General features: G+C 71.0%; 14 protein-coding genes. 9 read left to right on the plus strand and 5 right to left on the minus strand.

Annotated features, from left to right (window positions below; all coding sequences use genetic code 11):
• Nucleotides 1-60: 60 nt before the first annotated feature.
• The 5 genes from atpA to ACFWBY_RS12930 all read left to right on the plus strand — a co-directional run bounded on the left by atpA (nt 61) and on the right by ACFWBY_RS12930 (nt 5146).
• Complete coding sequence (gene atpA / locus ACFWBY_RS12910; protein ID WP_385332641.1) at nt 61-1656, plus strand: F0F1 ATP synthase subunit alpha; 1596 nt, start codon at nt 61-63, stop codon at nt 1654-1656.
• 20 nt (nt 1657-1676) lie between these two features.
• Nucleotides 1677-2594: a F0F1 ATP synthase subunit gamma gene (locus ACFWBY_RS12915; protein WP_385332638.1), complete on the plus strand. Its 918-nt coding sequence runs from the start codon at nt 1677-1679 to the stop codon at nt 2592-2594.
• Nucleotides 2594-4036 (plus strand): F0F1 ATP synthase subunit beta, encoded by a 1443-nt coding sequence (gene atpD, locus ACFWBY_RS12920; protein ID WP_385332635.1) that lies wholly within the window; start codon nt 2594-2596, stop codon nt 4034-4036. Before ACFWBY_RS12915 ends, atpD begins: the two co-directional genes overlap by 1 nt.
• Before the next feature lie 129 nt (nt 4037-4165).
• A complete protein-coding gene (locus ACFWBY_RS12925) occupies nt 4166-4540 on the plus strand; it encodes a F0F1 ATP synthase subunit epsilon (protein WP_215034005.1) in 375 nt (124 codons plus the stop codon).
• Nucleotides 4541-4696: 156 nt separating this feature from the next.
• Nucleotides 4697-5146, plus strand: coding sequence for a DUF2550 domain-containing protein (locus ACFWBY_RS12930; protein WP_385332631.1), 450 nt, complete (start codon nt 4697-4699; stop codon nt 5144-5146).
• 85 nt (nt 5147-5231) lie between these two features.
• On the opposite strand, the gene ACFWBY_RS12935 is transcribed toward ACFWBY_RS12930, so the two are convergent.
• The 3 genes from ACFWBY_RS12935 to ACFWBY_RS12945 all read right to left on the minus strand — a co-directional run bounded on the left by ACFWBY_RS12935 (nt 5232) and on the right by ACFWBY_RS12945 (nt 9182).
• Nucleotides 5232-7088 carry a glycosyl hydrolase family 18 protein gene (locus ACFWBY_RS12935; RefSeq protein WP_385332628.1) on the minus strand — a complete coding sequence of 619 codons (1857 nt, stop codon included), beginning with the start codon at nt 7086-7088 and terminating at the stop codon, nt 5232-5234.
• 205 nt (nt 7089-7293) lie between these two features.
• Nucleotides 7294-7935: a response regulator gene (locus ACFWBY_RS12940; protein ID WP_385332625.1), complete on the minus strand. Its 642-nt coding sequence runs from the start codon at nt 7933-7935 to the stop codon at nt 7294-7296.
• A complete protein-coding gene (locus ACFWBY_RS12945; RefSeq protein ID WP_385332804.1) occupies nt 7932-9182 on the minus strand; it encodes a sensor histidine kinase in 1251 nt (416 codons plus the stop codon). Before ACFWBY_RS12945 ends, ACFWBY_RS12940 begins: the two co-directional genes overlap by 4 nt.
• Before the next feature lie 133 nt (nt 9183-9315).
• Between ACFWBY_RS12945 and ACFWBY_RS12950 the strand changes: the two genes are divergently transcribed.
• On the plus strand, nt 9316-9885 hold the full coding sequence (locus ACFWBY_RS12950; protein ID WP_385332622.1) for a hypothetical protein: 570 nt from the start codon (nt 9316-9318) through the stop codon (nt 9883-9885).
• A 73-nt stretch (nt 9886-9958) separates the two neighbouring features.
• Here the strand turns inward: ACFWBY_RS12950 and ACFWBY_RS12955 are convergent, their stop codons facing one another.
• Nucleotides 9959-10531, minus strand: coding sequence for a cob(I)yrinic acid a,c-diamide adenosyltransferase (locus ACFWBY_RS12955; RefSeq protein ID WP_385332619.1), 573 nt, complete (start codon nt 10529-10531; stop codon nt 9959-9961).
• A 302-nt stretch (nt 10532-10833) separates the two neighbouring features.
• Here ACFWBY_RS12955 and ACFWBY_RS12960 point away from each other — a divergent pair, with 302 nt between their 5' ends.
• The 3 genes from ACFWBY_RS12960 to ACFWBY_RS12970 all read left to right on the plus strand — a co-directional run bounded on the left by ACFWBY_RS12960 (nt 10834) and on the right by ACFWBY_RS12970 (nt 14893).
• A complete protein-coding gene (locus tag ACFWBY_RS12960) occupies nt 10834-11682 on the plus strand; it encodes a 3-hydroxyacyl-CoA dehydrogenase family protein (protein ID WP_385332616.1) in 849 nt (282 codons plus the stop codon).
• A 159-nt stretch (nt 11683-11841) separates the two neighbouring features.
• The gene (locus tag ACFWBY_RS12965) at nt 11842-12165 is read left to right on the plus strand and encodes an STAS domain-containing protein (protein ID WP_355410659.1); all 324 of its coding nucleotides are present in this window, start codon (nt 11842-11844) and stop codon (nt 12163-12165) included.
• A gap of 193 nt (nt 12166-12358) precedes the next feature.
• The gene (locus ACFWBY_RS12970) at nt 12359-14893 is read left to right on the plus strand and encodes an ATP-binding protein (RefSeq protein ID WP_385332612.1); all 2535 of its coding nucleotides are present in this window, start codon (nt 12359-12361) and stop codon (nt 14891-14893) included.
• Here the strand turns inward: ACFWBY_RS12970 and nucS are convergent.
• On the minus strand, nt 14890-15561 hold the full coding sequence (nucS, locus tag ACFWBY_RS12975) for an endonuclease NucS (protein WP_385332609.1): 672 nt from the start codon (nt 15559-15561) through the stop codon (nt 14890-14892). The genes ACFWBY_RS12970 and nucS overlap by 4 nt on opposite strands.
• Between the last annotated feature and the right edge of the window lie 162 nt (nt 15562-15723).

Below are 15723 nucleotides of genomic sequence, written 5' to 3' on the forward strand. Positions count from 1 at the left end.
GGGGGTCGCCCCCAGACCCCAAAGAAGCTTCAGGCCCAACAAGGAGAGCAGGGAACCCAGATGGCGGAGCTCACGATCCGGCCGGAGGAGATCCGGGACGCACTGGAGAACTTTGTCCAGTCGTACCAGCCGGACGCGGCCTCGCGCGAGGAGGTCGGAACGGTCAGCGTTGCCGGCGACGGCATCGCGAAGGTGGAGGGCCTGCCCTCCGCCATGGCGAACGAGCTGCTGAAGTTCGAGGACGGCACCCTCGGTCTCGCCCTCAACCTCGAGGAGCGCGAGATCGGTGCGGTCGTCCTCGGCGAGTTCAGCGGTATCGAGGAGGGCCAGCCGGTGCAGCGCACCGGTGAGGTGCTCTCCGTCGGCGTCGGCGAGGGCTACCTCGGCCGCGTCGTCGACCCGCTCGGCAACCCGATCGACGGCCTCGGCGAGATCGCGACCGAGGGCCGCCGCGCCCTCGAACTGCAGGCCCCCGGCGTCATGGTCCGCAAGTCGGTCCACGAGCCGATGCAGACCGGCTACAAGGCCATCGACGCCATGGTGCCGGTCGGCCGCGGCCAGCGTCAGCTGATCATCGGCGACCGTCAGACCGGCAAGACCGCTCTGGCCGTCGACACGATCATCAACCAGCGCGACAACTGGCGCTCCGGCGACGTGAACAAGCAGGTTCGCTGCATCTACGTCGCCATCGGCCAGAAGGGCTCGACCATCGCGTCCGTTCGCGGCGCCCTGGAAGACGCCGGCGCGCTCGAGTACACGACGATCGTCGCCGCCCCGGCTTCCGACCCGGCCGGCTTCAAGTACCTGGCGCCGTACACCGGTTCGGCCATCGGCCAGCACTGGATGTACGCCGGCAAGCACGTCCTGATCATCTTCGACGACCTGTCGAAGCAGGCCGACGCCTACCGCGCCGTGTCGCTGCTGCTGCGCCGTCCGCCGGGCCGCGAGGCCTACCCGGGCGACGTCTTCTACTTGCACTCCCGTCTGCTGGAGCGCTGCGCGAAGCTCTCCGACGACATGGGTGCCGGTTCGATGACCGGTCTGCCGATCGTCGAGACCAAGGCGAACGACGTGTCGGCGTTCATCCCGACCAACGTCATCTCCATCACCGACGGCCAGTGCTTCCTGGAGTCCGACCTGTTCAACGCGGGCCAGCGCCCGGCGCTGAACGTCGGCATCTCGGTCTCCCGCGTCGGTGGCTCGGCCCAGCACAAGGCCATGAAGCAGGTTTCCGGCCGTCTGCGCCTGGACCTGGCCCAGTACCGCGAGCTGGAGGCGTTCGCCGCCTTCGGTTCCGACCTGGACGCCGCGTCGAAGGCTTCGCTGGAGCGCGGCAAGCGTCTGGTCGAGCTGCTGAAGCAGGGCCAGTACCAGCCGATGCCGGTCGAGGAGCAGGTCGTCTCCGTCTGGGCCGGTACCACCGGCAAGATGGACGACGTCCCGGTCAACGACATCCGTCGCTTCGAGTCGGAGCTGCTGGACCACCTGCGCCTCGAGCGCAAGGAGCTCCTCACCTCCATCGCGGACGGCGGCAAGATGTCGGACGACACGCTGACCTCCATCGGTGACGCGATCGCCGCCTTCAAGCGGCAGTTCGAGACCTCGGACGGCAAGCTCCTGGGCGAGGACGCGCCGGCCGTCAACGTCTCCAAGTGACGACGGAAGGGACCTGACTCATGGGAGCGCAGCTCCGGGTCTACAAGCGTCGCATCCGTGCCGTCACGGCGACCAAGAAGATCACCAAGGCGATGGAAATGATCGCCGCCTCGCGCATCGTCAAGGCGCAGCGCAAGGTGGCGGCATCGATGCCGTACGCGACCGAGCTCACCCGTGCGGTGACCGCGGTGGCGACCGGTTCGAACACCAAGCACGCCCTGACCACCGAGGTCGAGGCGCCGACGCGTGCCGCGGTCCTGCTCATCACGAGCGACCGCGGTCTGGCCGGCGGCTACTCCTCGAACGCCATCAAGCAGGCGGAGCGGCTCACCGAGCGGCTGCGCGGCGAGGGCAAGGAGGTCGACACGTACATCGTCGGCCGCAAGGGTGTCGCCTACTACGGGTTCCGCGAGCGCAAGGTCGCGGACTCGTGGACCGGCTTCACCGACAGCCCGGCTTACGCCGACGCCAAGCGCGTCGCGGCGCCGCTGATCGAGGCCATCCAGACGGTCACGGCCGAGGGTGGCGTCGACGAGCTGCACATCGTCTACACGGAATTCGTGTCGATGATGACGCAGAACGCGGTGGACGGCCGGATGCTGCCGCTCAGTCTCGACCAGGCTGCGGAGGAGAGCGGTACGAAGGGCGAGATCCTTCCGCTGTTCGACTTCGAGCCGTCGGCGGAGGACGTCCTCGACGCCCTGCTGCCGCGCTACGTCGAGAGCCGCATCTACAACGCACTGCTGCAGTCGGCCGCCTCCGAGCACGCCGCCCGCCGCCGTGCGATGAAGTCGGCTACCGACAACGCCGGGGATCTCATCAAGAGCCTCTCCCGGCTTGCCAACGCGGCCCGCCAGGCCGAAATCACCCAGGAAATCAGCGAGATCGTCGGTGGCGCCAGCGCCATGGCAGACGCGACCGCGGGGAGTGACAAGTAATGACGACCACTGTTGAGACGGCCGCCGCCACGGGCCGCGTCGCCCGGGTCATCGGCCCGGTCGTCGACGTGGAGTTCCCCGTCGACGCGATGCCCGAGATCTACAACGCGCTGAAGGTCCAGGTGGCCGACCCGGCCCAGGACGGCGCGCTCAAGACGCTGACCCTGGAAGTCGCCCAGCACCTGGGTGACGGCCTGGTCCGCACCATCTCCATGCAGCCCACCGACGGTCTGGTCCGCCAGGCCACGGTGATCAACACGGGCGAGGGCATCACCGTCCCCGTCGGTGACTTCACCAAGGGCAAGGTGTTCAACACCCTCGGTGAGGTGCTGAACTACCCGGAGGAGAACGCCAACGTCACCGAGCGCTGGCCGATCCACCGCAAGGCGCCCCGCTTCGACGAGCTCGAGTCGAAGACCGAGATGTTCGAGACCGGCGTCAAGGTCATCGACCTTCTCACCCCGTACGTCAAGGGTGGAAAGATCGGTCTGTTCGGTGGTGCCGGTGTCGGCAAGACCGTTCTGATCCAGGAAATGATCTACCGCGTCGCCAACAACCACGACGGTGTGTCGGTCTTCGCGGGCGTCGGTGAGCGTACCCGTGAGGGCAACGACCTCATCGAGGAAATGGCCGAGTCGGGCGTCATCGACAAGACGGCCCTCGTCTTCGGCCAGATGGACGAGCCCCCGGGCACCCGTCTGCGCGTCGCCCTCGCCGGTCTGACCATGGCGGAGTACTTCCGCGATGTGCAGAAGCAGGACGTGCTCTTCTTCATCGACAACATCTTCCGTTACACCCAGGCCGGTTCGGAGGTGTCGACCCTTCTGGGCCGCATGCCGTCCGCCGTGGGTTACCAGCCGAACCTGGCTGACGAGATGGGTCTGCTGCAGGAGCGCATCACCTCGACGCGCGGTCACTCGATCACCTCGATGCAGGCGATCTACGTCCCCGCGGACGACCTGACCGACCCGGCGCCGGCCACCACCTTCGCCCACCTCGACGCGACGACGGTTCTTTCCCGTCCGATCTCCGAGAAGGGCATCTACCCGGCCGTGGACCCGCTGGACTCGACGTCCCGCATCCTCGACCCGCGGTACATCGCGGCGGACCACTACGCCACCGCGATGCGCGTCAAGGGGATCCTGCAGAAGTACAAGGACCTCCAGGACATCATCGCGATCCTCGGTATCGACGAGCTGGGCGAGGAGGACAAGCTCGTTGTCCACCGTGCCCGTCGTGTCGAGCGCTTCCTGTCGCAGAACACCCACGTCGCCAAGCAGTTCACCGGCGTGGACGGTTCGGACGTTCCGCTCGACGAGTCGATCGTCGCCTTCAACGCGATCTGCGACGGCGACTACGACCACTTCCCCGAGCAGGCGTTCTTCCTGTGCGGTGGCATCGAGGACCTGAAGGCCAACGCCAAGGAGCTGGGCGTCTCCTGAAGCCGCGCTCTTCTTTGAGCACCGCTGATTGACGGAGAGGGGCGGGTGTGTCCCGTCCCTCTCCCCACGCCCATTAGAATTTGACCCAACACCCGGCTTTCCCGCCGGGTGGTGACCCGAGGAGCCACCTTGGCTGCTGAGCTGCACGTCGAGCTGGTCGCGGCGGACCGTAGTGTCTGGTCCGGCGAGGCCACCCTGGTTGTCGCCCGCACCACGTCCGGCGACATCGGCGTCATGCCCGGTCACCAGCCGCTTCTCGGTGTGCTGGAATCGGGCCCGGTGACCATCCGTACCGTCGAGGGCAACACTGTTGTCGCCGCGGTGCACGGCGGATTCATCTCGTTCGCGGACAACAAGCTGTCCCTGCTGGCCGAGATCGCCGAGCTTGCCGACGAGATCGATGTCGAGCGGGCGGAGCGGGCACTGGAGCGCGCGAAGTCGGAGACCGATGGGGCCGCCGAACGTCGCGCCGATGTCCGGTTGCGCGCGGTTTCGGGGCGCTGAGCCCCGGTACCGGTAAGAGTTTCAAACCTCAGCCGCGGCCTGTTCCGGAACTTTCCGGACCGGGTCGCGGCTGAGGCGATGCAGGTCGCCCCCAGACTCCGTCTGGTAGGAGCTCCGTCGGTAGAGGTTTTCGATGAGCGAGGAGGTCGGTGAAAGATGCTCCTCGCTCTGCTTGTGAGCGGCCTGTCCCTAGTGGCCCTGGTGGTGATCGGGCTGTTCGTCTTCGGGCTGCGCCGCAGGCTGATCCAGCGCTCCGGCGGCACCTTCGACTGCAGCCTGCGCTGGGGTGTGGCCGAGGAGCCCGACATCTCCGGCAAGGGCTGGGTGTACGGGGTTGCGCGCTACAGCGGTGACCGCATCGACTGGTTCCGTGTCTTCAGCTACTCCCCGCGGCCGCGCCGGCTGCTGGAGCGGTCCTCCATCGAGGTCATCGCCCGCCGTGCGCCCGAGGGCGAGGAGGAGCTGGCCCTGCTCTCCGACGCCGTCGTACTCGGCTGCGTCCACCGGGGTACCCGGCTGGAGCTCGCGATGAGCGAGGACGCGCTGACCGGATTCCTGGCCTGGCTCGAGGCGGCTCCGCCCGGGCAGAGGGTGAACGTCGCCTGAGGGCTCGTACGACGTGGGGAAGCCGGGGAGACGGGGGCGGACCCGTCTCCCCGGCTTCGTTCTCCACCGGTTCAGCGCGTGGGGATCACTGAAGGCCGGTGTGGATCGCGGTGGCCAGTTCGCCGTTCGCGGTGTCGCCGCTGAACTCCCAGAAGAAGGCACCCTTGAGGCCCTGCTGCTTCGCCCAGGTCATCTTCCCGGCGATGGTGGCGGGGGTGTCGTAGCTCCACCAGTTGCCGCCGCACTTGGCGTAGGCCGTGCCGGCGACGGTGCCGGTCGCGGGGCAGCTGCCCTTGAGCACCTTGTAGTCCTCGATGCCCTGCTCGTAGGTGCCCGGAGCCGGGCCGGTGGCGATGCCGCCGGGCGCGGCCTGGGTGACGCCGGTCCAGCCGCGGCCGTAGAAGCCGATGCCGAGGTTGAGCTTGGATCCGGCGATCCCCTTGCCCTTGAGCTTGGTGATGGCGGCCTCGGAGTTGAAGCCGGCGATCGGGATGCCGGTGTACGAGGTGAGCGGGGAGTGCGGGGCGGTCGGGCCCTTGGCGTCCCACGCGCCGAAGAAGTCGTAGGTCATGACGTTGTAGAAGTCGACGTACTGGGCCGCGCCGGCGTAGTCGGCGAGGTCGAGCTTGCCTCCGTTGGAGCCGTCGGCGGAGATCGCGGCGGTGACCAGGTTGCTGCTGCCGAACTTCGCGCGCAGCGCGGAGAGCACGTTCTTCAGGGAGGCGGCCCCGCTGGTGTCGCAGGACAGGCCGCAGGCGTTCGGGTACTCCCAGTCGATGTCGATGCCGTCGAAGACGTCGGCCCAGCGCGGGTCCTCGACCAGGTCGTAGCAGGACTGGGCGAAGGCGGCCGGGTTGGCCGCCGCCTGGCCGAAGCCGCCGGACCAGGTCCAGCCGCCGAAGGAGTAGAGGACCTTGATGTTCGGGTACTTCTTCTTCAGCTGGCGCAGCTGGTTGAAGTTGCCCGCGACCGGCTGGTCCCAGGTGTCGGCGACACCGGAGACGCTGGAGGAGGCGTCGTAGGTCTTCTGGTAGTCGGCGTACGCGTCACCGATGGTGCACTTGCCGCCCTGGACGTTGCCGAAGGCGTAGTTGATGTGCGTGATCTTCGCGGCGCTGCCGGAGGTGACCAGGTTCTTCACGTGGTAGTTGCGCTGGTAGACGCCCCAGTCGGTGAAGTAGCCGAGCTTGACCGCCGCGCCCGGGTTGCCCGGGTCGCCCGGGTCCGTGGTGCCGCCGGTGGTCTTCACCGAGACGGAGCCGGAGGAGGGCCCGGTCTGGTCGGCGGTGTCGCGGGCCGTGACCGCGTAGGTGTAGGTCGTGCCCTTGGTGAGGCCCGAGTCGGTGTAGGAGGGGGTCGTGACCGTGGCGACCTTCAGGCCGCCGCGGTAGACGTCGTAGTTCTTGACGCCCTTGTCGTCGGTGGCCGCGGCCCAGCCGAGGGTCAGGCCGGTGTCGGTGACGCCGCTCGCCGTGGGGGTGCCGGGGGCGCTGGGCGGGCTGTCGGTGGGAGTCGTACCGCCGTCGCAGCTGCCGCCGTTGACCTTGCAGCCGGTGGGGGAGCCCGAGCCGGTGCCGTTGAAGCCGAAGCTGATGGTGGCGCCCGGGGCGAGGGTGCCGTTCCAGCCGACGTTCTTGCCGGTCCAGTGGGTACCGGAGCTGGTGACGGTGGCGTCCCAGGCGGAGGTGACCGCGGTGCCGGCGGGGTAGTCCCACTCCACGGTCCAGCTGCTGAGGGTGGTGGTGCCGGTGTTCTTCACCGTCCACTTGCCCTCGAAGCCGGAGCCCCAGTCGGAGACCTTGGTGTACGTCGCCGTCGCCGCGGCGGCGGCCTCGGCGGGTCCCGCGAGGGCCACGAGCCCGGCGACGGGCAGGGTGAGGACGGCCAGGGCGGCCGCGACTCTTCGAAGCAGGGGTGCGCGTCGTGGGGGTGCTGTGCTCAAGGGTGCTCCTCCGAGGTCCGCCGCGGCCGTGGGGACGGCCGCGGCATGGGGGTGGGACCTGCGCCGCCCGTGAGCGCGCCCTGCATGACCTTTTGTCATGGCACGCTCACCACAGTTGTGCGTGAGGGTAGAAAGGTCTGGACCAACCGTCAAGAGGTCCAGACCTTACCGGGAAGCCGTCCGCTCATTTCCGGCCGGATTCCCGCTACAGCCCCAACTCCTGTGCCAGCACCGCCGCTTGGAGGCGACTGCGCAGCCCCAGCTTCGCCAGCAGCCTGCTGACGTGCGTCTTCGCCGTAGCCTCCGCCATCTCCAGGCGGGCCGCGATCTCCGCATTCGACAAGCCCGCGCCGAGGCACCCCAGCACCTCCCGCTCACGCCGGGTCAGCGAGTCCACCGCCGCCGGCACGGGGGCCCGTACGGGCCGCGGAGCCGCGAACTCCGCGATCAGCCGCCGGGTCACCGCCGGCGCGATCAGGCCCTCCCCGCGCGCGACCGTCCGTACCGCCCCGATCAGCTCCGCCGCTTCCGCGTCCTTCAGGAGGAAGCCGGCCGCGCCCGCGCGCAGCGCCCCGAAGACGTACTCGTCCAGGTCGAAGGTGGTGAGGACCAGGACGTCGGCCAGACCCTCCGCCACCACCTGGCGGGTCGCCGAGACCCCGTCCAGCCGCGGCATCTGCACGTCCATGAGCACCAGGTCCGGCCGCAGCTCCCGGGCCAGGCGCACCGCCTCCTCCCCGTCGGCCGCCTCGCCCACCACCTCGATGTCGCCCGCGCTGCGCAGGATCAGCACCAGCCCGGCCCGGACCGCGCTCTGGTCCTCCGCCACCACGACCCTGATCGTCACGTCCGTACCGCCCTTTCCCGTGCGGGCAGCACTGCCCGCACCCGCCACACCGCCTCCTCGCGCCCCGCCCGGAACTCCCCGCCGAGCAGCTCCGTCCGCTCCCGCATGCCGATCAGCCCGGCCCCGGAGCCGGGGGCGCGCGGGCCGGGGCGCTCCCCGTAGGGGGAGTCGACGGCCACGGTCAGCATCCCCCCTCCGGTCCCGCCTCCGGCGTGGTCGCGGGTCAGGCGGACGGTGACCGTGCCCGGGGCGGCGTGCTTGAGGGCGTTGGTCAGCGACTCCTGGACGATCCGGTAGGCCGCCAGCTCCACCGGGGCGGGCAGCGGCTCCCCGGCCGGCGGCCGGGGCCGCCCGTCGAGGAGCACGAAGTCCAGCCCGCTCGCCGCCCCGGAGGCGCGGGCCTGCTCCAGCAGGTTCTCCAGGCAGTCGAGGGAGGGCACGGCGACCGCGTCCTGCCCGGCGCCCGCGTCCCGCAGCAGCCCGATCAGCCGACGCATCTCGGCCAGTCCCTGGACGCTGTTCTCCCGGATCACCCCGAGCGCCTCGCGGCTGGTCGCGGGGGAGTCGATGGAGAGCGCGGCGGTGGAGTGGATGGCGATGGCGGAGAGGTGGTTGGCCACCATGTCGTGCAGTTCGCGGGCCATCCGGGCCCGCTCGGCGACGACGGCCTGGGCCCGGTCCATCTCGGCCAGCAGCGTGGTCTGCTCGGCGCGCAGCCGGGCGGCCTCGGCGGCTTCCCGGTGGTTGCGCAGGGTGGCGCCGGTCAGGGCCGGAGCGAAGCTCACGATGCCGGTGATCACACCGATCATCAGGGCCTGAGGGGTGCGCAGCCAGGCCACTGAGGCGATGGTGACGGCGACGGTGATCAGACCGGTGGTGACCGGGAGGCGGCGGGCCATGGCGGGCTTGCCGTAGACGACGGCCGCGTACATCAGGTCGGTGAAGATCAGGACGGTGGCCAGATTTCCCACCGTGAACTGGTCGGCGATCACCCCGGCGGTGCCGACGGCCAGCGTCACCCGGGGCGCGCTGCGCCGCAGCAGCTCCATCGCGCCGAGGGCGGCGAGGGGCACCAGGGCGGCCCAGTCGGGCAGCAGGTTGCGGGTGGGGGAGCTGTACACCCCGAGCGACCACAGGAGCAGGCCGGCGGCCGAGCTGATCACGGCGAGCAGCACGTCGTCGCGGTGCGGGGGCGGGATCTCGGGGGTCACGGTGCCATCCAACAGGGTGTGACGCGGAGCGGGCATCGCCGTCGTGGCCGAGGCGCGGTACATCGAAGGATGCAGCGCGGCCCGCGCGCCTTTCGTCATCGGCGACGAGGAATCGGCGCGGACCGGGCGGGAGGCTGGAGGCATCCCCACCGCAGGAACGGAGACTCCCTTGCTCGTCACCCTGATCATCGCTTGTGAGGTCGGCTTCTGGGTCCTGCTGACCGGCGGCCTGGCCCTGCGCTACCTCGCGAAGATGCCGAGGACCGGTGCGGCCGTCCTCTTGTGCGAGCCGCTGCTGGAGCTGGTGCTGCTGGCGGCCACCGCGGTGGACCTGCGCGGCGGCGCCGAGCCCGACTGGAAGCACGGGATCGCCGCGCTGTACATCGGCTACACCGTCGCCTACGGCCACTACACCGTCCGCCGGCTCGACGCCCACGCGGCGTACCGCCTGGCGGGGGGCCCGAAGCCGGCCGGTGCCGGCCACGGCCGGGCGCGGGCCGTCCACGAGTGGAAGCTGGCCGCCCGGACCGTCCTCGCTGCCGCCGTCGCGGCCGGCCTGCTGCAGGCGGCGATCTTCTACGTCGGCGGTTCGGGCGACACCGGCTCGCTGAGCGGGTGGCAGTTCACGGCGCTGCGGGTGGCCGGCATCCACCTGCTGATCGCCGCCACGTACACGGTGTGGCCGAAGCGGGCGCCGGTGCGGGCCGGCCTGCGGGACCGCACCGACGAGATGGCCTGAAGTACGCTCCCGCGCCCTGCGTCGCACTCCGCCCGACGCGCGTGCTGATCCGCCGGGGACCGCGGGAGGGCCCTCAGCGGTCGCCGCCCGGTACCCAGAGGACGTCCCCGACCTCCTTGTTGGCCGTACGGGCCAGGATGAAGAGGAGGTCGGAGAGCCGGTTGAGGTAGGTGGCCGTCAGCGGGTTCATCACCTCGCCGTGTGCCTCCAGCGCCGCCCACGTGGATCGCTCGGCGCGCCGAACCACGGTGCAGGCCTGGTGGAGGAGGGCCGCGCCGGGGGTGCCGCCGGGGAGGATGAAGCTGCGGAGCTTCTCCAGCTCCCCGTTGAAGAGGTCGCAGTCCGCCTCCAGCTTGTCGACGTAGAACTGCTCGACGCGCAGCGGCGGGTACTGCGGATCCTCCACGACCGGGGTGCACAGGTCGGCGCCCACGTCGAAGAGGTCGTTCTGCACCCGGACCAGGACCTTCACGACATCGGCGGACAGCGAGCCGAGCGCGATCGCGGTCCCGATCGCGGCGTTGGCCTCGTTGGCGTCGGCGTAGGCGGAGATCCGCAGGTCGGTCTTGGCGGTCCGGCTCATGTCGCCGAGCGCGGTCGTGCCCTTGTCGCCGGTGCGGGTGTAGATGCGCGTGAGGTTCACCATGCCGCCAGCGTAGTTCGAGGCGGTGGAGTGTTCGAGGCGGTGGGGCGTGCGGGGCGGTGGAGTGTCCGGGGCGGTACGGGGTCCGAGGCGGTGGCGCGTTCGAGCCGGCGCGGTGACACGGCGGGGCGGTGTGGTGCGCGGGCCAACTGGAGCCCCCTGCCGCACTGCTGGGCCGTCCCGGTGTGATGTCCGTCATCTGAGACGTGACGCGTGTTACTTCGCGGTCACACCGCCCCCCGCGGGCGCTAGTCTCCGCCGGAGTGGGTACGAGACTTGCCGTATTTGAGAACGTGGGGTGTGCAGTGGCTGGGAAGCTCGCCGTCATCGGTGCCGGACTGATGGGTTCCGGAATCGCGCAGGTCTCCGCTCAGGCGGGATGGGACGTCGTGCTGCGCGATGTCACCGACGCCGCGCTGACCCGTGGGACCGACGGGATCAAGGCCTCGTACGACAAGTTCGTCTCCAAGGGCAAGCTGAGCGCCGAGGACGCCGAGGCCGCGCTCGCCCGGATCACGACGACCACCGACCTCGACGCGGTCTCCGACGCCGACATCGTCGTCGAGGCCGTCTTCGAGAAGCTCGAGGTCAAGCACGAGATCTTCCGCGCGCTCGACAAGCTCGTGCGCGACGACGCGATCCTGGCTTCCAACACCTCCGCCATCCCGATCACCAAGATCGCGGCTGTGACGGAGCGTCCGGAGCGGGTGGTCGGCGCGCACTTCTTCTCGCCCGTCCCGATGATGCAGCTGTGCGAGCTCGTGCGCGGCTACAAGACCAGTGACGAAACCCTCGCCACCACCCGGGCGTTCGCCGAGTCGGTCGGCAAGACCTGCATCGTGGTCAACCGCGACGTCGCCGGTTTCGTGACGACCCGTCTCATTTCGGCGCTCGTCGTCGAAGCCGCGAAGCTGTACGAATCGGGCGTGGCGTCCGCCGAGGACATCGACATCGCCTGCAAGCTGGGCTTCGGGCACGCGATGGGCCCGCTGGCCACCGCGGACCTCACCGGCGTCGACATCCTGCTGCACGCCACCAGCAACATCTACACCGAGTCGCAGGACGAGAAGTTCGCGCCGCCGGAGCTGATGCGCCGCATGGTGGACGCGGGCGACATCGGCCGCAAGAGCGGTCAGGGCTTCTACAAGCACTGATCACCAGTTCGAACGCCCGCACCCTATCGGGTGAATTTGGTATCGGTTCGCTCACGGTCGGCAACTTCCCTGCCCTTGGGGCAGTCAGTTGAAGTGAGAGGTGCCGACCACGGACCAGTCGGACCATACGTACGCAGTACCGCACTGCCGGGAGCACACATGCACATCAGGGGCGACCACGCCGAACTCGCTGTCGGGGGTCGTCTCGACGTGCGCAGCGCGGCGGACGCCCGTACGGTCCTGCACACCGCCCTCGACGACGGTCACGGCGACCTCGTGCTGGACCTCACCGGGCTCGACTCCTGGGACGCGACCGGCCTGGGTGTGATCATGGGCGCCCACCGCCGCGCCGGCCGGACCGGCCGGCGGCTCGTCCTGCGCGGGGTGCCGCCGCAGATGCAGCGGCTGCTCGTCGCCACCCGGCTCCACCGGATCCTCGCGATCGAGGGCGGCCTGGAAGCGGAATCCCTGCCGCGCGTGTGAACCGGGTGGGCGGTGTGTAGGAACCGGCGGACATTTCCTGCGGAAACGTAACGGTCCGGTGGTGAAGGCACCCCGCCGGTTCCCGCGCGGCCGGGCACGGTCTAGGGTTCGGGCGGAAACCGGACCAGTAGCGACAGCGGCGTGCGAAGGCCGGGCGATACGACGGCGCACGGCGCGATCGGGGGACTTGGTCATGGACCGCATACAAGGACAGGCCGATCCGGCGGAACAGCCCGCACGAGTGGTGACGCTCACCGCGGGGGACTTCACCCTCACGGTGAACCCCGTCGACGGCAGCGAGATCGAGCCGACACACCGCCCCGGCGGCGAGAGCGCTCCCGTCCCCGTCAAGCGGACCCCCGCCGCACGCGCCTCCAAGGCCGCCGCGGCACGGCCCCCCGTACCGCCGGGTGCCCCGGCCGGGCGGCTGCTCCTGGGCCGTGAGGAGGAGCGCGAGCGCCTCCTGCGGCTCCTCGCGCGCGGCCGCTCCGTACGGCTGACCGGACCGCCCGGGTCCGGTCGCACGGCGCTGCTCGACGCCATCGCCGACGACTGCGCGGACATCGCCCCCGACGGGGTCGTGCGGCTCAGCGGATACGGGCACCAGACGCCCGGTGAACTGCTCCACGCCCTGTACGCCACCGTCTACGAGGCCACGGCCGAGCGCCCCGACCGGAGCGAACTCCTGCACCGGGTAAGGGAAATCGGCGCCGTCGTCCTCCTCGACGACCTCGACATGGGCGGCTCCGCCCTCGACGAGCTGCTGCGGGCCACGCCGGAGTGTGCCTACCTGCTGGCCGCCACCCCCGACACCCGGGCCCCCTCCGAGGACTCCCACCTCGAAGAGATCTTCCTCGGCGGCCTGAGCGCCGCCGACTGCGCGGCCCTCCTCGAAGCGGGCACCGGCCGGGTCCTCGACGAAGAGGAGGCGGCCTGGGCGGGCGACCTGCGCTTCGCCTCCGAAGGACTGCCGCTGCGCTTCGTACAGGCCGCGGCGCTGCTCCGGCGGCGCGACGAGCTGAACCGGCCGGACACCGTGGACGAGGACGAGGAGCCCGGCGTCTTCGAGGGCCGGCCGCGCGACACCGTCTTCGTGCCGCTGCCGACCCTCGCCGAAGGCGCCGCCCCGGCGGAACTGCTGGCCTCGCGGGTCAGCGAGTCGGCACGGGCCGTGCTGCGGATCGCCTGCGCGCTGGGCGGGGAGCTGCCGCACCACGCGCACCTGCCGGCGCTGGTCGGGGACACGCACGCCGACACGGCGGTCGCGGAACTGCTCGACTGCGGGCTGCTGAGCCCGGTCGGGACGCGCTACCGGCTGGCCGCCGGGGTCGCGCGGCAGCTGGAGGAGGTCGGGTACGGGGAGAGCGCGGCCGAGGAGGCCCGTACGGCCGCCCGGCACTACGCCTGGTGGACCGGGCACACCTCGGTGACCCCGGAGCGCGTCGCGGCGGAGGCCGACGCGGTCCTCGCGGCGCTGGCCGGGGCCGATGTGGTGGCCGCGGTACTGCTGGCGCGGACGGCGGCCCCGGCGTTCGCGGCCTCGCTGCACTGGGAGGCGTGGGAGCGCGTGCTGCGCTCGGGCGCGGAGGCCGCGCGCAAGGCGGGCGAGGTCGCGGAGCAGGCGTACTTCCACCACGAACTGGGCGTACTGGCCCTGTGCGAGGGCCGGATCGACCGGGCGCGGGCGGAGCTGGAGGCCTCGATCGGGCTGCGCGGCGCCCTGGCCGACAAGCGGGGAACCGTGGCGGGCCGGCGGGCGCTGGCCCTGGTCACCGACCGGGAGGCGGCCGGCGTGCACGTGTCGCCGCCGCTGCGGCTGGCTCCGCCGGCCGCGGCCGGCGCTCCGGCGAACGGCCAGGGCGGGGCGACGGGCCAGGGTCCGGCGAACGGCAAGGGCGAGGCGCCCGGGGCGGCCCCGGTGGCCCCGGCGGCCAAGGGTGCTCCCGCCTCCAAGGGGGCTCCCGCGCTGCCGAAGGGCCCCGTCAAGCCACAGGGCCCCGTCACGCCGCAGGGCCCCGTCACGCCGAGGGGCACAGGGTTGCCGCAGGGCCTCGTCTCGCCGACGGCCCGCACGGCGCCGGTGCTCGGTGCGGCTCCCGCCGCGTTCTCGGGCGCGGAAGCGGTCACCACGGTGGTGCCGGCGGTGCTGCCGGCGGGGACGACCTCGCCCACGACCCTGGCCGAGGTGTTCGAGGACGCCTTCCCGCCCGTTCCGGAACCGGTGAAGCCGCCGGCGGAACTTCGGCCGAAGCCGCGGCCCAGCCGCAAGCCGCTCCTCCTGGCCGTGGCGGGGGCGCTGACGGTGGTGGCGCTGGGCACGGTGGTCGCGCTGGCGATGACGTCCGAGGAGACGCCGCCGCCTTCGCAGGGGCCGGGCGTCTCCACGGCTCCGACGACGCAGGACGGTCAAACGCCGCCGAGCGAGCCGGGCACGGGCGGGAACGATCCTTCACCGGAGCCGGGCACGTCGTCTCCGGGGGCGGAGGCCGAGGCGCCCGGCGCCACGCCGTCGCCGAAGAAGTCGACCACGCGCAAGCCGACGCCGACGCAGACGCCGTCGTCGCAGTCCTCGAGCTCCTCGGGCCCGGTCCAGCCGCCGGCGAGCCCGCCCACGAGCACGAGCACCGCGCCGTCCCCGAGCACGTCACCGACCCCGACGGCCACCGCGACGGTGCCGCCCGAGGCGGGCACGGGCGGCACCGTGACCGCTCCGGGCGGGTCGGTCTAGAACAGGCGGAGCTTGTCGTCCTCGATGCCGCGCATGGCGTTGTAGTCGAGGACGACGCAGTCCATGCCGCGGTCCGTGGCCAGGACGCGGGCCTGGGGCTTGATCTCCTGGGCCGCGAAGATGCCCTTGACGGGCGCCAGGTGCGGATCGCGGTTCAGGAGCTCCAGGTAGCGCGTGAGCTGCTCGACGCCGTCGATCTCGCCGCGGCGCTTGATCTCCACCGCGACCGTCGCGCCGGAGCCGTCCCGGCACAGGATGTCCACCGGGCCGATCGCGGTCATGTACTCGCGGCGGATCAGCGTGTAGCCCTCGCCCAGGGTGTCGATCCGGTCGGCCAGGAGCTCCTGCAGGTGGGCCTCTACGCCGTCCTTGATCAGGCCGGGGTCGATGCCCAGCTCGTGTGAGGAGTCGTGGAGGACTTCCTCCATGGTGATGATGAGCTTCTCGCCCGCCTTGTTGACGACGGTCCAGACGCCGGCCTCCTCACCACTCCCCTCCTTGAGGGTGCAGGGCGGCGACATCCAGTTGAGCGGTTTGTACGCCCGGTCGTCCGCGTGGATCGAGACACTGCCGTCGGCCTTCACGAGGATCAGACGGGGTGCCGAGGGCAGATGGGCGGTGAGCCGGCCCGCGTAATCGACGGAGCAGCGGGCAATGACGAGACGCATGGTCGGCAACGCTACTCGACCGACGGGCCTGCACGCGATTCGCCCCCGAAAGCCCCGTTCGCGGATGGCGCGTTGTATGCGCATTCTCCTGGTGCGGTCCCCACCGGGCGCCTACCGTGGTGAGCGGGAGGTTGCCGAGCGTGCACACTGCGTCGCGGCCTC

Origin of the sequence: Streptomyces sp. NPDC060049 (genome assembly GCF_042736715.1) — a bacterium.
Classification (GTDB): Bacteria; Actinomycetota; Actinomycetes; order Streptomycetales; family Streptomycetaceae; genus Streptomyces.

Coding starts and splice junctions, on each gene's coding strand:
- ACFWBY_RS12970 (WP_385332612.1), top strand. CDS start 12,359: ATGGACCGCATACAAGGACAGGCCGATCCGGCGGAACAGCCCGCACGA.
- ACFWBY_RS12955 (WP_385332619.1), bottom strand. CDS start 10,531: ATGGTGAACCTCACGCGCATCTACACCCGCACCGGCGACAAGGGCACG.
- ACFWBY_RS12945 (WP_385332804.1), bottom strand. CDS start 9,182: ATGCCCGCTCCGCGTCACACCCTGTTGGATGGCACCGTGACCCCCGAG.
- ACFWBY_RS12915 (WP_385332638.1), top strand. CDS start 1,677: ATGGGAGCGCAGCTCCGGGTCTACAAGCGTCGCATCCGTGCCGTCACG.
- atpD (WP_385332635.1), top strand. CDS start 2,594: ATGACGACCACTGTTGAGACGGCCGCCGCCACGGGCCGCGTCGCCCGG.
- ACFWBY_RS12930 (WP_385332631.1), top strand. CDS start 4,697: ATGCTCCTCGCTCTGCTTGTGAGCGGCCTGTCCCTAGTGGCCCTGGTG.
- ACFWBY_RS12965 (WP_355410659.1), top strand. CDS start 11,842: ATGCACATCAGGGGCGACCACGCCGAACTCGCTGTCGGGGGTCGTCTC.
- atpA (WP_385332641.1), top strand. CDS start 61: ATGGCGGAGCTCACGATCCGGCCGGAGGAGATCCGGGACGCACTGGAG.
- nucS (WP_385332609.1), bottom strand. CDS start 15,561: ATGCGTCTCGTCATTGCCCGCTGCTCCGTCGATTACGCGGGCCGGCTC.